This window comes from Sphingomonas phyllosphaerae, assembly GCF_036946485.1.
Lineage (GTDB): Bacteria > Pseudomonadota > Alphaproteobacteria > Sphingomonadales > Sphingomonadaceae > Sphingomonas > Sphingomonas phyllosphaerae_E.
This window is the reverse complement of record NZ_JAQIJA010000001.1, coordinates 347,255-362,888: the sequence shown is the minus strand read 5'-3', so window position 1 is coordinate 362,888 and position 15,634 is coordinate 347,255. Positions and strand designations below refer to the sequence as shown.

12 protein-coding genes are annotated in these 15,634 nt (G+C 68.4%); 9 read left to right on the top strand and 3 right to left on the bottom strand.

The window, feature by feature from the left end; all coding sequences use genetic code 11:
- The 6 genes from kdpC (at position 1) to PGN16_RS01645 (ending at position 8,684) form a co-directional block, all read left to right on the top strand.
- Positions 1-579, top strand: coding sequence for a potassium-transporting ATPase subunit KdpC (gene kdpC / locus PGN16_RS01670; protein ID WP_335307664.1), 579 nt, complete (start codon positions 1-3; stop codon positions 577-579).
- Positions 579-3,266: a sensor histidine kinase KdpD gene (locus tag PGN16_RS01665; protein ID WP_335307663.1), complete on the top strand. Its 2,688-nt coding sequence runs from the start codon at positions 579-581 to the stop codon at positions 3,264-3,266. The genes kdpC and PGN16_RS01665 overlap by 1 nt, the downstream gene beginning before the upstream one ends.
- A 1-nt stretch (position 3,267) precedes the next feature.
- Entirely contained in the window at positions 3,268-3,954 is a 687-nt protein-coding gene (locus PGN16_RS01660; protein ID WP_335307662.1) for a response regulator transcription factor, read from the top strand.
- Between the two features lie 559 nt (positions 3,955-4,513).
- A complete protein-coding gene (gene glf, locus PGN16_RS01655) occupies positions 4,514-6,565 on the top strand; it encodes a UDP-galactopyranose mutase (RefSeq protein ID WP_335307661.1) in 2,052 nt (683 codons plus the stop codon).
- Positions 6,566-6,579: 14 nt separating this feature from the next.
- Complete coding sequence (locus PGN16_RS01650; RefSeq protein ID WP_335307660.1) at positions 6,580-6,966, top strand: hypothetical protein; 387 nt, start codon at positions 6,580-6,582, stop codon at positions 6,964-6,966.
- Positions 6,966-8,684: a family 1 glycosylhydrolase gene (locus PGN16_RS01645; protein ID WP_335307659.1), complete on the top strand. Its 1,719-nt coding sequence runs from the start codon at positions 6,966-6,968 to the stop codon at positions 8,682-8,684. Before PGN16_RS01650 ends, PGN16_RS01645 begins: the two co-directional genes overlap by 1 nt.
- 59 nt (positions 8,685-8,743) lie before the next feature.
- Here the strand turns inward: PGN16_RS01645 and PGN16_RS01640 are convergent, their stop codons facing one another.
- The 3 genes from PGN16_RS01640 to PGN16_RS01630 form a co-directional block, all read right to left on the bottom strand.
- Positions 8,744-9,574 carry a 23S rRNA (adenine(2030)-N(6))-methyltransferase RlmJ gene (locus PGN16_RS01640; protein ID WP_335307658.1) on the bottom strand — a complete coding sequence of 277 codons (831 nt, stop codon included), beginning with the start codon at positions 9,572-9,574 and terminating at the stop codon, positions 8,744-8,746.
- Positions 9,575-9,644: 70 nt separating this feature from the next.
- Positions 9,645-9,965, bottom strand: a complete 321-nt coding sequence (locus PGN16_RS01635) for a hypothetical protein (protein ID WP_335307657.1) — start codon at positions 9,963-9,965, stop codon at positions 9,645-9,647.
- Between the two features lie 435 nt (positions 9,966-10,400).
- A complete protein-coding gene (locus PGN16_RS01630) occupies positions 10,401-12,770 on the bottom strand; it encodes a membrane-bound PQQ-dependent dehydrogenase, glucose/quinate/shikimate family (protein WP_335307656.1) in 2,370 nt (789 codons plus the stop codon).
- Positions 12,771-13,038: 268 nt separating this feature from the next.
- On the opposite strand from PGN16_RS01630, the gene PGN16_RS01625 reads away from it, so the two are divergent.
- From PGN16_RS01625 to PGN16_RS01615, 3 genes are read left to right on the top strand one after another with little or no spacing between them, the layout of a single operon-like run.
- Positions 13,039-13,881 (top strand): hypothetical protein, encoded by an 843-nt coding sequence (locus tag PGN16_RS01625; RefSeq protein ID WP_335307655.1) that lies wholly within the window; start codon positions 13,039-13,041, stop codon positions 13,879-13,881.
- A gap of 11 nt (positions 13,882-13,892) precedes the next feature.
- A complete protein-coding gene (locus tag PGN16_RS01620; protein WP_335307654.1) occupies positions 13,893-14,336 on the top strand; it encodes a hypothetical protein in 444 nt (147 codons plus the stop codon).
- A 38-nt stretch (positions 14,337-14,374) separates the two neighbouring features.
- A complete protein-coding gene (locus PGN16_RS01615; protein ID WP_335307653.1) occupies positions 14,375-15,514 on the top strand; it encodes a hypothetical protein in 1,140 nt (379 codons plus the stop codon).
- Positions 15,515-15,634: the final 120 nt, after the last annotated feature.

Sequence of the window (15,634 nt, the reverse complement as noted above, 5' to 3'; positions counted from 1 at the left end):
ATGGGCAAAGACTTCTCCTCCGCACTACGCCCGGCGATCGTCATGACGATCCTGTTCGCGGCCCTCCTCGGCATCGCCTATCCGCTGGCGATGACCGGCATCGGCCAGGCGATCTTCCCGGTCCAGGCGAACGGCAGCCTCGTGCGCGAAGCGGGCGGCAGGGTGATCGGCTCCACGGTGGTCGGTCAGGCGTTCACGTCGGATCGCTATTTCCAGACGCGCCCGTCCGCCGCCGGCAAGGGATATGACGGTCTCGCCTCGTCAGGCTCGAACCTCGGACCCACCTCGCAGGCGCTGATCGACCGTGTGAAGCCGGATGTCGTCAGGCGTCAGCGCGAGGGTGTCACCGGCGGCGTGCCCGCCGACCTCGTCACCGCCAGCGGCTCGGGCCTCGATCCCGACCTGTCGCCGGCGGCAGCGCTCGCGCAGGCGTCGCGGGTCGCCCGGGTCCGCGGCCTGCCGACCGGGCGCGTCGAGAGCCTCGTCACGGCTCACATCGAGACGTCGATGTTGGGCGACCCCCATGTGAACGTCCTCGCCCTCAACCGTGCGCTCGACGCGGTCGCGCCGGCGCGGTGATGTCGATCGCCGGATCAGGACCGGAAGCGGGCCGTCCCGATCCCGACGCCCTCCTGCGCGCCGCCGCGCAGGAAGGGCGCGGGCGGCTGAAAATCTTCCTCGGCGCCGCTCCGGGTGTCGGCAAGACCTACGAGATGCTCTCCGAGGGCGCCGCGCGGCGACGTGACGGCGTCGACGTCGTCATCGGCGTGGTCGAGACGCATGGCCGCGTCGAAACGGAGGCGCTGCTCCGCGGATACGAGATCGTCGCCCGGCGCGACGTGCCCTATCAGGCACGCACGCTGCACGAAATGGACATCGACGCGATCCTCGAACGCGCGCCGCGCCTCGTGCTGGTCGACGAGCTTGCGCACACCAATGCGCCCGGAAGCCGCCACCCCAAGCGCTATGAGGACGTCAAGGAACTGCTGGCTGCGGGGATCGACGTCTATTCGACCGTCAACATCCAGCACGTCGAGAGCCTGAACGACGTCGTCGCGAGCTTCACGCGCGTCCGCGTGCGCGAGACGGTGCCGGACAGCATCCTTGAGCAGGCGGAAATCGAAGTCGTCGACATTCCGCCCGACGAGCTGATCGAACGGCTGAAGGCCGGCAAGGTCTATCTTCCCGCCGAGGCGACCCGTGCGCTCGGCCACTTCTTCTCGAAATCCAACCTGTCGGCGTTGCGCGAACTCGCGCTGCGCCGTGCGGCGCAGGCGGTCGATGCGAGGATGCTCGACGACGTGCGTGCGCTGGGGCTCGGCGGCACCTGGGCGGGAAGCGAGCGGATCGTCGTCGCGATCAGCGAGCTGCCGGGCTGCGACACGCTGGTTCGTGCCGCCAAGCGCGTGGCCGACGGCCTGCGCGGCCCGTGGACGGCGGTGTTCATCGAGACGCCGCGCGCCGCGCACTTCACCGACGAACAGCATACGCGGATCGCCGCGACGATGACGCTTGCGACGCAGCTCGGCGGCGCGGTCGCCACCGTTCCCGCGGAGACGGTCGTCGCCGGCATCAAATCCGTCCTGGCCGACCTGCGCGCCACGCAGCTGGTGCTCGGCAAGTCGAACCGCTCGCGCTGGTTCGAGCTTCGCCACGGCTCGGTCGTCGATACGCTGGTGCGCGATACGCCGGATGTCGCCGTCCATGTCCTGCCGATGCCACCGGCAGCGTCTTCGCCGCAGCACGTCCGCACGCGCCCCGGCCAGTGGGGCGCGCGATCCGGCTATGCGATCACGGCTGCGATGGTGGCGGGCGTCACCGGTATCGCCAGCGCGCTGTTCCAGATCCTCGACCTCGGCAACGTCGCCCTTCTTTACCTGCTCCCCGTGATGGCGGCGGCCAGCATCTTCGGTCTGCGGACGGGGCTGTTCGCCGGAATCGCATCGAGCCTGGCGTACAACTTCTTCTTCCTCCCCCCGACCGGCACGCTGACGATCAACAATCCGGAGAATGTGGTCTCCGTCCTGGTGCTGCTCGGCATCGCGGTCGCAACCAGCCAGCTGACCGCCCGGGTGCGGGCACAGGCGGATATTGCCGCGGCCAGCGCGCGGACCAACGCCATCCTCGCCGGCTTCCTGCGCCAGATCGCGGGGATCAACGACCTCGACGTGGCGGCGCAGATGATCTGCGACGATGTCGCTCGCCTGCTCGACGTACAGGTCGTGCTGCTCGCCCGGTCGAGCGGCCCGGACCTCGAAATCCTCGCCGCCAGCGATCCGGCATATCGGCTCGACGTGATGGACCATGCCGCAGCCGGCTGGGCGTTCGACACGGGAAGCTCCGCAGGAAAGGGTTCGGGCACGCTCACCGCATCGGAGTGGCTGTTCCAGCCGATGAAGGCAGGGGAAACAGTGCTGGGCGTGATCGGGGTCGCAAGCGACAGGGCCGGCAACCCGGTCCGCGCCGACCAGTTGCCGCTGCTCAGCAGCCTGATCGATCAGGCGTCACTCGTCCTCGAACGCCTTCGTCTTCAGACCGAGATGCGGGACGTGGAGACGGTTCGCACGCGCGATCGACTGCGCGCCGCCCTGCTCTCCTCGGTCAGTCACGACCTGCGCACCCCGCTGACCGCGGTGATCGCCGCGGCTGCGCAGCTACGCCACGGCGCGACCCCCGAGCTGATCGGCACGATCGAGAGCGAGGCGCAGCGGCTGAACCGCTTCGTCGCCAACCTGCTGGATATGGCGCGGGTGGAGGCGGGCGCGCTGAAACTCGACGTCGAAGCGACGGATCTGAGCGACGCTGTGACGGAGGCGGCGCACGATGTCCGGCGGGCGCTGGAGGGGCATGAGGTCCGCCTGGATGTGCCGCCGGACCTGCCGCTTGTCCGCGTCGACGCGCAGCTTCTTCATCACTGCCTGCTCAACCTGCTCGACAATGCCGGGCGTTATGGCGAGCCCGGCACCGACATCGTGATCGAGGGCCGCCACCGCTACGGCGAACTCCGCCTCGCCGTGCTGGATCATGGCCCCGGCCTGCCGCCGGGTCGCGAAAGCGAGGTGTTCGAGACGTTCAGGCGGCTGGAAGGCTCCGATCGCGCGATCGGCGGCACGGGGCTCGGCCTTGCGATCGTCAAGGCGTTCGCCGAAGCGATGGGGATGATCGTCGAAGCCGCCAATCGACCCGACGGCAAGGGTGCCGCCTTCACGCTGGTCTTCCCCGCCCCCCTCATGGTCCGCGACCTCGCACCCGAAAGCGCCTCCTGACATGCCAGCGAAGGTCCTCGTCGTGGATGACGACGCCGCGATCCGCCGCCTTCTGCGCAATACGTTGCTGCGGGCGGGTTATGCCGTCGTCGAGGCGAACGATGCGAAGGAGGCGCTGCGCCAGGCGGCGGCCGAACACCCCGACGCCGTCCTCCTCGACCTGGGGCTGCCCGATCGCGACGGCCTCAGCATCATCCCGCAGCTACAAGCCCAAAGCAGCATCGCGGTCCTGGTGGTTTCGGCACGCGACGCTGTCGACGAGAAGGTCGCCTCCCTCGATCTCGGCGCGGTCGACTTCGTGACGAAGCCGTTCGATACCGATGAACTGCTCGCCCGTCTGCGGGTCGCCCTGCGTCATCACGGGGGATCGGAGACGACCCGGAAGATCGTGGAGCGAGGACAGCTCAGCATCGATCTCGACCGCAGACTCGTCTGCCGTGACGGCGCGGAGGTTCACCTGACCCGCAAGGAACACGACGTCCTCGCCGTCCTCGCGAAACACATCGGCCGCGTGGTGACGCACGACCGCCTGCTCGACACCTGCTGGGGTGCGGACGAGGACCCGCGGGTCGAGTACCTGCGGATCGTCATTCGTAACCTCCGCCAGAAGCTGGAGGCGCCAGAACCGGTCGGCAGCATCATCGCCAACGAATTGGGAGTGGGCTACCGGCTCCGCGCCGACCCCTGAGCGTGACAAGCTAGCCGGCGCGTCGACCATCAGAGGTCGGACCGTCATCGCTGCACCGTAAGGACGAACGGACCCGATCCAGTCGACGGCCAACGCGCCGACGACTGCATTGATGCAGGGCAATCGAATATACTTGATCCTTTCGGGAACTATCCCCGTCCTCATCCGCTCTTGGCGCCCAACAATCCAGTAAATATCCAGCAATAATCTTCGCCATTTATTTCTGAACTTCTAATCATTGTTACTGCGAAACTTCGAAACATTAACCAAGATCATCGAAGAAGACATTCACAAGCTGCTAGCCCAGAAATAGCCGAATGGCGGCTGGGAGATACGAATGTCTGCCGTGGCACACGCGACCCCTTTTGCGACCATCGGCAAACGCGAGCTTCTGCTCTGCTTTTCCCATCTGCGATGGGATTTCGTCTTCCAGCGGCCCCAGCACCTTCTGACACGTCTCGCGCAGCGTTTCTCCGTCGTGGTGTGGGAAGAGGCAGAGCGCGGAACAGCCGCTACGCCGTCCCTTCGGGTCGAAAACAGGCCGGGCGGCATCAGGGTCGTGACTCCGCAATTGCCGGACGGGCTGGATGACGAGACGGCCCGGATAACGCTCGAAAACCTGCTCGATGGTTTCCTCGAGGCCGAGCCGCCGGTCAGTGTGCGCTGGTATTATACCCCGATGATGTTGGCGTTTTCGCGCGCGCTATCGGCGGCGTGCACCGTCTACGATTGTATGGACGAGCTTTCCGCCTTCCGGTTCGCGCCGCCGCATCTGCTTGAATTGGAAAAGGAGCTGTTCGCCGCAGCCGACCTCGTCTTTACCGGCGGCTGGAGCCTGTACGAGGCCAAGCGCAGCCGCCACGCCAGCGTTCATGCCTTTCCGTCCAGCGTCGATGTCGCGCATTTCTCGACCGCCCGCGTCGATCGCGGCAGCGAGGCGGCCGCGCCCTGCTTCGGCTTCTTCGGCGTCATCGATGAGCGGATGGATCTGGCGCTGCTCGCCGCACTCGCCGACGCGCGCCCTGACTGGACGATCGAGGTCGTCGGGCCGGTGGTGAAGATCGATCCCGCCGAACTGCCGCGGCGCGCGAACCTCCACTATCCCGGCGCGCGCTCCTACGAGGCGCTCCCCGCCACGATCGCGCGGTGGGACGTGGCGTTGATGCCGTTCGCGATCAACGAGGCCACCCGCTTCATCAGCCCGACCAAGACGCCGGAATATCTCGCCGCCGGTCGCCCGGTCGTCTCCACGCCGATCGCCGACGTCGTCCGTCACTACGGAGACATCGAGGCGGTTCGGATCGCGTCCAGCGGGCCGGACTTCATCGCAGCGTGCGACGCGGCGCTGCAACTCGCGCGCGGCGCGGACCGCGCGTGGCGCGACGCCGCGGACGCGCTGCTCGCCGCCACGTCGTGGGACGACACCGCCGCCGCGATGCTGGCGGAGATCGAGCCCTACCTCTCCGCGTCGGCGCCTGAACATTACGACTGCCTGGTGGTCGGCGCGGGCTTTGCGGGAGCGGTGATGGCGGAGCGGCTGGCCTCGCAAAGCGGGCGACGCGTCCTCGTCGTCGATCGGCGCCCGCACATCGCGGGCAACGCCTATGACGTCGAGGACGAAGCCGGTATCCTGATCCACCAATACGGCCCGCACATCTTCCACACCAACTCGGCCGACGTGTTCGAGTATCTGTCGCACTTCACCGGATGGCGGTCGTACGAACACCGCGTTCTCGCCGACGTGCGGGGGCATCGGGTCCCGGTCCCGATCAATCGCACGACCCTCAACACCTTGTTCGATGCGGGACTCGAAACCGAGGCCGACGCCGCCGATTTCCTCGCGGCGCGCGCCGAACCGGTGGAGACGATCCGCACCTCGGAAGATGTCGTCGTGTCGTCGGTCGGACAGGAACTCTACCGCTTGTTCTTCCGCGGCTACACGCGCAAGCAATGGGGACTGGACCCGTCGGAGCTGGACAAGGCGGTGACCGCGCGCGTGCCGACGCGAACCAGCACCGACGACCGCTATTTCACCGACACCTACCAGGCGATGCCCGACAAGGGGTATACCGCGATGTTCGCCGCGATGCTCGACCATCCGAATATCACTGTGCGGCTCGGCACCGATTTCGCCGCCGTTCGGGATGAAGTCAGCTACGACCTGCTCGTCTTCACCGGCCCGATCGACGAATATTTCGATCAGCGCTACGGGGCGCTGCCGTACCGCTCGCTGCGCTTCGAGCATCGCACCCTGCCCGTCGCGCAGCATCAGCAGGTCGCCGTCGTCAACTATCCCGACGAGACGGTGCCCTACACCCGAGTGACCGAGTACAAACATCTGACCGGGCAGCAATCGCCGGTCACCAGCGTGACCTACGAATATCCTGCGGCGACCGGCGATCCCTATTATCCCATCCCGCGCCCCGAAAATCAGGCATTGTTCAAACGCTACGAGGCCCTGACGCTCGCCGAGCCCGACGTCCTGTTCGTCGGGCGGCTGGCGACCTATCGCTATTACAATATGGACCAGGTCGTCGGGCAAGCGCTGGCGACGTGGCGCCGGTGGCATGCCCGTCAGGATGAGGCGGCGCTGGCGACCGCGGCCGAATAGCGGAACCCGCCGCGATGCTGATCGCCCATGAGCTTGCCGGCATGCGCATCCTCATCGCGCACGAAGACAGCTTCCAGCGGGCGTATCTGGCGACGGTGATGACCGCGGCCGGGGCGATCGTGATCGATCGCCCGGCCACCGCCGGCGCCTGGTGGCCGAACGATCCGCCACTCGACGCGGCGGTGCTAAGCCAGGTCATGCAGGCGACCGATGCGCGCCCGCTGATCGACGCCGCCGCGCGGGGTGCGCTCGCGGTGCTCGTCCTCCATTCGACCGCCACATTGCCATCGCCGGTCGTCAGCCCGCTGCGCAGCCTCGCGACCCCTTATGCCGCGTTTCAGGTGGTCGATGCGCTGTGCGACATGCTGGCGAGCCGGGCCGACCGGGGCACGCCATCGTGATGCGTGCACGCCCCGCAACGATGCCGCCGCTCGAACTATGGGGCGGCGTGGAATGTACGGTGAACCGGACGCGCGACGGCTATCGCGACCAGACGATCCTGAGCGGCCATCAGGATCGCATCGGCGATCTCGACCTGTTCGCCGACCTCGGCCTGCGCGCGCTACGCTATCCGGTATTGTGGGAGCGGACGCTGCGCTCGCCCGCCGGAGCGCCCGACTGGTCATGGGCGGACGGCCGCCTCGCCCGCCTCCGCGCGCTCGACATCCGGCCTATCGTCGGCCTCGTCCATCACGGCAGCGGGCCGCGGCACACCGACCTGCTGGACGAGGATTTCGCCGCAGGGCTCGGCCATTTCGCGGGGCTGGTCGCCGCGCGCTATGACGGGGTGGAAGACTGGACGCCCGTCAACGAGCCGCTGACCACGGCGCGCTTTTCGGCGCTATACGGCCATTGGTACCCGCACGAACGCAGTGAGCGCGCCTTCTGGCGCGCGTTGCTCAACCAGATCGATGCGACACGCGCCGCGATGCGGGCGATCCGGCGCATCAATCCGGCGGCGCGGTTGATCCAGACCGAGGATCTTGGCCGCACCTATGCCACGGCGCCAGTCGCGGCGCAGGCGGCGCACGACAACCTGCGGCGCTGGGCGAGCTGGGACCTGCTCTGCGGCCGCGTCGATCGGCATCACCCGCTGTGGGACTTGCTCGCGCGCCTGGATCTCGGCGAGCGGGTCCGCCGCATCGCCGACGATCCATGCCCACCCGACCTGCTCGGGCTGAACCACTATCTGACCAGCGACCGGTTCCTGGATCATCGGACCGCCCGCTACCCGGCGCATCTCCACGGCGGGAACGGCCACCTCTCGTTCGCGGATACGGAGGCGGTGCGCGTGCTGGACCCGGCGCCGAGCGGCCTTGCCCTGGCGTTGCGCGAGACGTGGGATCGTTACGCGATCCCGATCGCGATCACCGAAGTGCATAACGGGTCGACGCGCGAGGAACAGCTTCGCTGGGCCGCCGAAGCCTGGGACGTGGCGGAGTCCGCACGGGTCGAGGGCGTCGAGGTGCGTGCCGTCACCGCCTGGTCGCTGCTGGGCAGCTTCGGCTGGAACACGCTGTTGACCGGTGACGGGGCGTACGAATCCGGTGTGTTCGATCTCTCTTCCGGCGCGCCGCGCCCGACCGCGCTGGCCGCCTTATGGGCCGCCTTGCCGCGCGGCGATCCGCGGCACCCCGTCGCGTCGCTACCCGGCTGGTGGCGGCGCCCGGAGCGACTGCTCTACAGCGGATCGGCGGTAGAAGCGGGAACGATGCCCGCGGCGGCGCGCCCGCTTCTAATTATCGGCGATCATCCGGCGTGCATCGTCGTGGCGGAAGCCTGTGCGCGCCGCGCCCTTCCGCATGTGACAGGCGATGCTGCGCCCCCCGGCAACGCCGCGGTCCACCCATGGGCCGTACTGACGCTGCGGGAAGCAGGCGGGCGCATCGCGGACGTGCCTCATCTCACCATCACAAGCGACAGCATCCCGACCGGCACGGCCTCCCACCTGCCTTGCGCACGATCCGTCGATCTGGCGCTGGATCTTCTGATCGACGGTGCGGCCGGTACGTGGCGGTTCGAAAACGAGGGCTTCGTGCCCACCGCACCGCAAGCGTCAGGTCTGCAGGCGCACCGCCGAGCGGGCCGCGCATCGTCGACAAGCGTGCCGCCTGCCTGACGCCGCACGCCCGGTACGAGCAATCGCTCCCATCTCGAAGCGAGCGATACGGGCTTGCGTCAGGGGTTCATCCATTCGGCCGCGATCTCGCCGCGATGACCCTCCGGCGCCAGCACGGCGCGCAGCGCCTCCAGCATCGGCGGCAGCGCCTGGGTGAAGGCATAGGGCGGGTTGATGAAGAAAAGCCCCGCGCCGTTATAGATGCCGGGCTGGTCGGCGTCGTACAACCAATGCTCAACCGTCAGGAACTTCGGGATGCCGAGCCGGCGTAGCTGCTCTTTCCAGCGCCCGTGCGTGGCGCGGTCTTTCAGCGGATACCAGATCACCGTCACGCCATGCGCCCATTTCGGGTGCGCGGCGGCGAGCGTGGCGGTGATCCGCGCGCGTTCGTCGGTCTGCTCATAGGGCGGATCGATCACCACCACGCCGCGCGCGGTACGGGGCGGCACCATCGCCCGCCAGAATTCATAGGCGTCGCGCTCATGCACCGCCCCCGACGTGTCACGCATCACGCTGCGGAGCGTGTCGGCGTCTTCGGGATGCTTTTCGTTGAGGATCAGGAAGTCCTGCGGGCGGAGAAGCTGCGCGAGGATCCGCGGCGAGCCGGGGTAGAGCCGCGGCTCGGCTGCGACGTTCACCGCCTGCACCGCGGCGCGATAGTCGTTCAGGAGCGGGTTCGCGTCGGCGAAGACCCGCAACACTCCCTGCGCGGACTCTCCGGTGCGCTGCGCACTCTCGCCCTCAAGGTCATACAGCCCGCAGCCGGCGTGCGTGTCGATCAGCGTCAACGCTCCCGGCTTTTGCTGCAGGGCCCTGACGAGTTCGATCAGCAGGCTGTGCTTGACGACGTCGGCACTGTTGCCGGCGTGAAAGGAATGGCGATAATTCACTTCGTTCCCGATCCTGACCCATGCGCCATTCTACGCGCAAGTGCCGGGCCTCCTGTCCGGCCCGGCCGCATCAATTCCCTTCGGCGTCGACGGTAAACACCACCGGCTTGCCCCGCGACATCGGCTCCCAACCCGCCGCGACCGCCGCGCGCACGCAGCGGGAGATCGTCGCATCGTCCAGTTGCAGGCGACCGCGCGGCAAACCTTTCAGCAGCCGCTTGGGCGGCGGGAACTGCATCCATGCTTCGCGTTTGGCGTCGCGCTGGAGAAGGGCGATCGTCATCCCCTTCCAGCCTTCGTCGTCCGACTGATGCGGTTCGCGCTGGAGGTGCCAGTCATAGGTGGCACCATCGACGATGACGGTGCCGCCGCTGCTTTGTGATTTCGACATCGGGCGGCTCTAGGGTCTGTACTCCATCGCAACAAGGTCGTGACGGAGCGGATTTTGGCGCCAGGCAAGGAGCAAGGAGGGAGCGATGCTCTTGCATCGTGACCGACGCGCGGCCGGGCCCCCGCAAAGTACTACTTTGCGGGAAGCCCTGACGCCGCATGGCGCCAAAATCCGCCCGCCGCAAAGCGGTCGCCTGAGGAAGGCCGCCCAGCATCGTCGCTTGCTTGCGGGTAGCGCAGCTACCCGGCTGCGCTGCGCTCCTCGTGGGCGGCTTTCCTCAGGCGATCACGATCCTCGTTGCGATCGAGGACAGACCCTAGGGTCTGTCCTCGATCGCAACAAGGATCGACCGCAGCGGATTGCGTCGTCCCCGATCTACCTGCCGCCTCGCCGCTCACGGCGCGACGGCCGGCCCGTCATCGCGGGTGAACTTCATCAGCTCCGCCGCGGCAGCGCATAGGCCAAGGTGTAATCGCCGTAACGCGTCCTCAACGCGCCATGGCCGCCCGCGGTGATGACGATATATTCCCGCCCGTCGCGCCCGCGATAGGTCATCGGCGTCGCCTGCGCCCCTGCAGGCAGCCGCGCCTTCCACACGACCTCGCCGGTGTTGAGATCATAGGCGCGCAGATACTGGTCGGTGGTCGCGCCGATGAACGCCAGCCCGCCCGCCGTGATGATCGATCCGCCGAGATTGGGCACGCCGGTCTTGATCGGAACGCCCAGATGCGTGCCGAAAAGCCCGGTGTCGCGCGCGGTGCCAAGCACCTTCTTCCACAGGATGCGCCGCGTGCCGAGATCGACCGCGGTCAAATGCCCCCACGGCGGCGCGACGCACGGCGCGCCGAAGATTCCCACCCACGCCTTCACCACCGCGACATAGGGGGTGTTGTACTGGGTCTGGAGCTGCGCCTGCATGGCGTTCTCGCCGCCCTGCTTCTGCTTCATCATCGGCCCGACGCGCGGATCGTCGCGGCGCATCAGCCACAGCTTGAACGGCATCTCCATCGTGTTGACCGTCATGATCCCGCGCACCGGATCGACCGCCGCGCCGCCCCAGTCGGTGACGCCGTCGAAGGCGGGATGGCCGATGATCGGCTTCAGCCCCATCGGCTGGTAGATGCCGGTGCCCTGCGCACGACGGATGTCGATCCGGCAGAACAACTGGTCGATCGGCGTCGCGCCCCAGGTCGCGACCTCGCTGGGGGCCGCCGGGGTGAAGCTCGGCATCCCGGTCGAGAATGGCTGCGTCGGCGACACACGGACACCCGGCGTGGCGCCGTCGGTGCGGACCGGCCGTTCGGTGATCGCGGCGATCGGCGCGCCGGTCAGGCGGTTGAGGAAGAACACCTGCCCCATCTTGGTCGTCTGGAGCAGCGCCGGGATGACCTGGCCGTTCGGCGCGCGATAGTCGAACAGCGACGGCCCGATCGGCAGGTCCATGTCCCACATGTCCCGGTGCACCAGCTGCCGCGTCCAGCGCAGCTTGCCGGTGGCGATGTCGAGCGCGACGATCGACGAGCCGAAGCGGTCGTCGAACGGACGACGATAGCCGATCCAGTAATCGGGCGAGGCGTTGCCGGTGCCCAGATAGACGATCCCGTTGGCGGCATCCGCCGTGATCGCGCCCCAGACGTTGGGCGTGCCGCGGGTATAGGTCTGCCCGGCCGGCAATGGCGCGATCGCATCCGGCGACCGGCCGACGTCCCATGCCCAGACCGGCGCGCCCGACACCGGGTCATAGGCGCGCACCACGCCGGAGGGGATGTCGCGGTTGACGTTGTCGATGATCCGCTCGCCGATGATCAGGCGATTGTTGACCACCACCGGCGGCGTGGTGCCGATCTGATCGGATGGCTTGGACGTGCCCATATTGGCGCGCAGGTCGATCGCGCCGCCGTTGGCGAAGCTCGGGCATGGCCGCCCGGTGTCGGCATCGAGCGCCACCAGCCGGGCATTGAAGGTCGGCGCGAAGATGCGGCGCGGGCACGGCGTCCCGGCGGGCGCTTCGAAATAGGTGACGCCGCGACACACGAGATAATTGTTGCCGGCGATCGTGGCATCCTCGTGCCAGCTCCACTTCGTCCGCCCGGTCGTGGCGTCGATCGCCTGGACGAAGGAATGCGGCGTGCAGGTGTAGAGCGTGTCGTCGATATGGATCGGGGTCGCTTCCGAATGATATTCGCGTTTGTGCTCCTTGCTCTCCGCCGGCATCGGCAGATCGCCGGTGCGCTGCGTCCAGGCGAGCTGGAGCTGCCCGACATTCTGCGGGGTGATGTCGGCCAGCGCGGAGTAGCGGCGGCCCGAAAGCGTCCCGCCATAATCGCGCCAGTCGCCGTCCGCTTCCCCGGTCGGGGCAGCGGCGGCGGCGGCCACGCCCGGCGTCTGCTGCGCCACCGCCCCCTGGCCGCGCAGCACCAGCCCGCCGACACCCAGCACGACGAGCGCGACGGCAACCGCCGGAATCGCCCGACGGTGTAGCCGCGGCGATCGCCCGCTCCAGCCGGTCAGCAGCACCAGCACGAGCAGCACGGTGGGCGCGACCAGCCGCGGCACGAGCTGGAGCCCGTCCAGCCCGACTTCCCACAGCGCCCAGAGCAGCGTTCCCACCCAGATCGCGACGAACAGCCAGCGCCCGAACGCGCTGCCGCGCCCCAGAAGCGCGCCGCTCACGATCATCGCAAGGCCGGTGACCAGATAATAAGGCGATCCGCCCAGCGAGACGAGCACCCCGCCCGCGACCGCGAAAAAGCCGCCGAGAATGGCGACGACCCACGCCAATATCGTGGTCAACAATCGTCCCATCGCGCCATTCCCTTGCCGTTCGCGTGGCTCAACGCGGCAGGCAACGAAAAGTCACAAACGCCTCGCGCCTACCTCGCGCCAGGGGCGTCCGCCGCGATGGTGCATGACGCGTTCACTTTGACGTGTCCGTCTAAGACTTTGGTCGAACGGCGGGTTGGTGCACGAGTCTGGCTAGCACCGGCTTAACCACTTTGGCCGCTGAACGACCCTCGGGCCTGCAACGGGCTCGCGAGGGTATTCGATGACGCGACGTGGAACATGGCGGTGGATGGCGATCGTGACGGCGGTGACGGCCGCGCACGCCGCGCCCGCCGCCACGCCCGCCGGACAGCGGATCGTCAACACCGCCCATCTGACCGTGCGGTCCGGCACGGCCTATCCGGTCGCCATCGACAGCAACACCGTCGAGATCGCGGTCGACGCCCTGGTCGAGGCGGCGATCGCCCCGGAGCGTCCGACGGCGAGCATCGCCGACGCGCAACCCCAGCCGCTCGCCTTCACCGTCGCCAACCCCGGCAACGCACCCACCGCCTATCGCCTCAGCGCCGCCACCGACCGCGACGGCTTGACGGTGGCGACCATCGCCGCCGACACCGACGATGACGGTCGCTACGACCCGGCGATCGACCGCATCGTCACGACCGTCACGCTGGCCGCGGGCGCGCAGCAGCGCATCTTCGTGCTCGCCGGCGGCGCGCTCGCGCCCGGCGCGGCGATCACCGCCACCGCCGTCGCCGTCCCCCCCGCGGCCGCCACCGTCGGCGCGACCGGCGGACGGGCCAGCGCCACCGTCCGGCTGGTCGACACCGCCGCCCCCGCCGCGCGGCTCGACAAGGCGCAATCGGTCGCCGCGCCCGGCGGCGGCACGCGCGCGGTCGCGGGCGCGGTCGTCACCTACACGCTCACCGCCCGCTTCGCGCGCGACTGCGCCGCCGCCGAGGTCAGCGACGCCGTGCCCGAAGGGATGCGCTTCGTCCCCGGCAGCATCACGCTCGACGACCAGCCGCTCGCAGATGCCGGCCGGCTGGACGGCACCACCGTCCGCATCGCGCTCGGCGACATGCCCGCCGGCGCGGTCCGCCAGATCCGCTTCAACGCCATCATCCTGTGAGGAACATGCTTATGCCGATCCGCTCCATCCTTCTGCTGTCGGTCGCCGCGGCCGCCACGCCGGCGCTCGCCGCCGGCCCGTTGCAGGTCACGTCGGAGGTGATGGTCGAGGCCAAACAGCGCGCCGCCGACGGCACGACCCGTATCGCGCTGGTCCCGGCGCACCGCGTCGTGCCGGGCGACCGCGTCGTCTTCACCCTCGCCTATCGCAACACCGGCACGCAGCCGCTCGCCGATCTCGTCTTCGACAATCCGGTCCCGAGCGGCGTCGCCTATCGCGCGCCCGCGCCGAACAGCCCCGCGCCCGAACTGTCGGTCGATGGCCGCCGCTACGGCACGCTGGCGCAGCTCGGCGCGGTCGACCCCGACGCCGTCACGCACGTCCGCTGGCGGCTCGCGCGCCCGCTCGCCCCGGGCGCGTCGGGCACGTTCGCCTTCCAGGCCGTGCTGAAGTGATCCCCCTTGCCCCTTATCGCTGAAGGAAAGACATACCCATGTTCGTGAAGAGGACCATCGCCCTCCTGCTCGCCGGGGTGGCGGCCGCCGCGCTCGGCGGTGGCGCGGCGCAGGCACAGACCCCCGCCGCGCAGCTCACCACCGCCGGCACCCGCATCGACAACACCGCGTCGGTGACCTATTCGGTCAACGGCACCAGCCAGTCGATCCAGTCGACCACCGCGTCGTTCGTCGTCGACAAGAAGGTGAACTTCACCGTCGTCACCGCGCAGACCGGGCCGACCGTGGTCAACCTCGGCGACCAGAACGTCGTCACGACCTTCCGGGTGACGAACCTGACCAACGACGTGCAGGATTTCCTGCTCGACCCCGATCAGCAGAACATCTCGCTGGGGCTGTTCCCGGGCAGCGACAATTTCGACGTCACCTCGCTGCGCGCCTATGTCGATTCGAACGGCAACGGCCGCTACGACGCGGGCGTCGATACGCAGACCTATATCGACGAACTCGCCCCCGATGCCTCGGCGACCGTGTTCATCGTCGGCAACGTCCCCAATCAAACCGGGGCGAAATACGCCTATAACTCGCTCCACGTCATCGCCGCGGCTGGCGGTCAGGCGAATTCGCAGGGCGCGGTGCTGATCGGCACCGACCTCAACCTCGCCGGCGCCGACAATGTCGTCGACATCGTCTTCGCCGACGACGACAGCGACGGCGCGCTGCTCGGCGACATTGCGCGCAACGGGCAGGGCCGTGCCTACTCAGGCTGGCACGTCGCGGTGAACAATGTCGCGCTCAGCGTCACCAAATCGGCGCGCGTGCTCGAAGACGGGCTCGGCTCCGCCAACCCCAAGGCGATCCCCGGCGCGACTGTCGAATATTGCCTGCTGGTCCGCAACGCGACGCTGACCACCGGTGCGGCCGGCGTCACGCTGACCGACGCGATCCCCGGCCACACCACCTATGTGCCCGGCTCGATCTCGATCGGCACCCCCGGCCCGCTCGGCGTGACGTGCAACGTCAACGGCTCGGTCGAGGATGATGACGACAACGACGGCACCGAGAGCGACGGCTACACCGCCGCCTTCGACGGCCTGGCCAAGAAGGTGACGGTCAACCTCGCCAATGTCGGCGGCGGCGGCTCGGTCGCGGCATCGTTCAAGGTCACGATCGACTAGGCCGACCGCCTCGTCGTCCCGGGCCTGGCCCGGGCCCCCGCTTCTTTCCGAATCGTGCGGTAGAAGCGGGGCCCGGATCAAGTCCGGGGCGACGATCACAGCCACCCCACCCCACCCCGC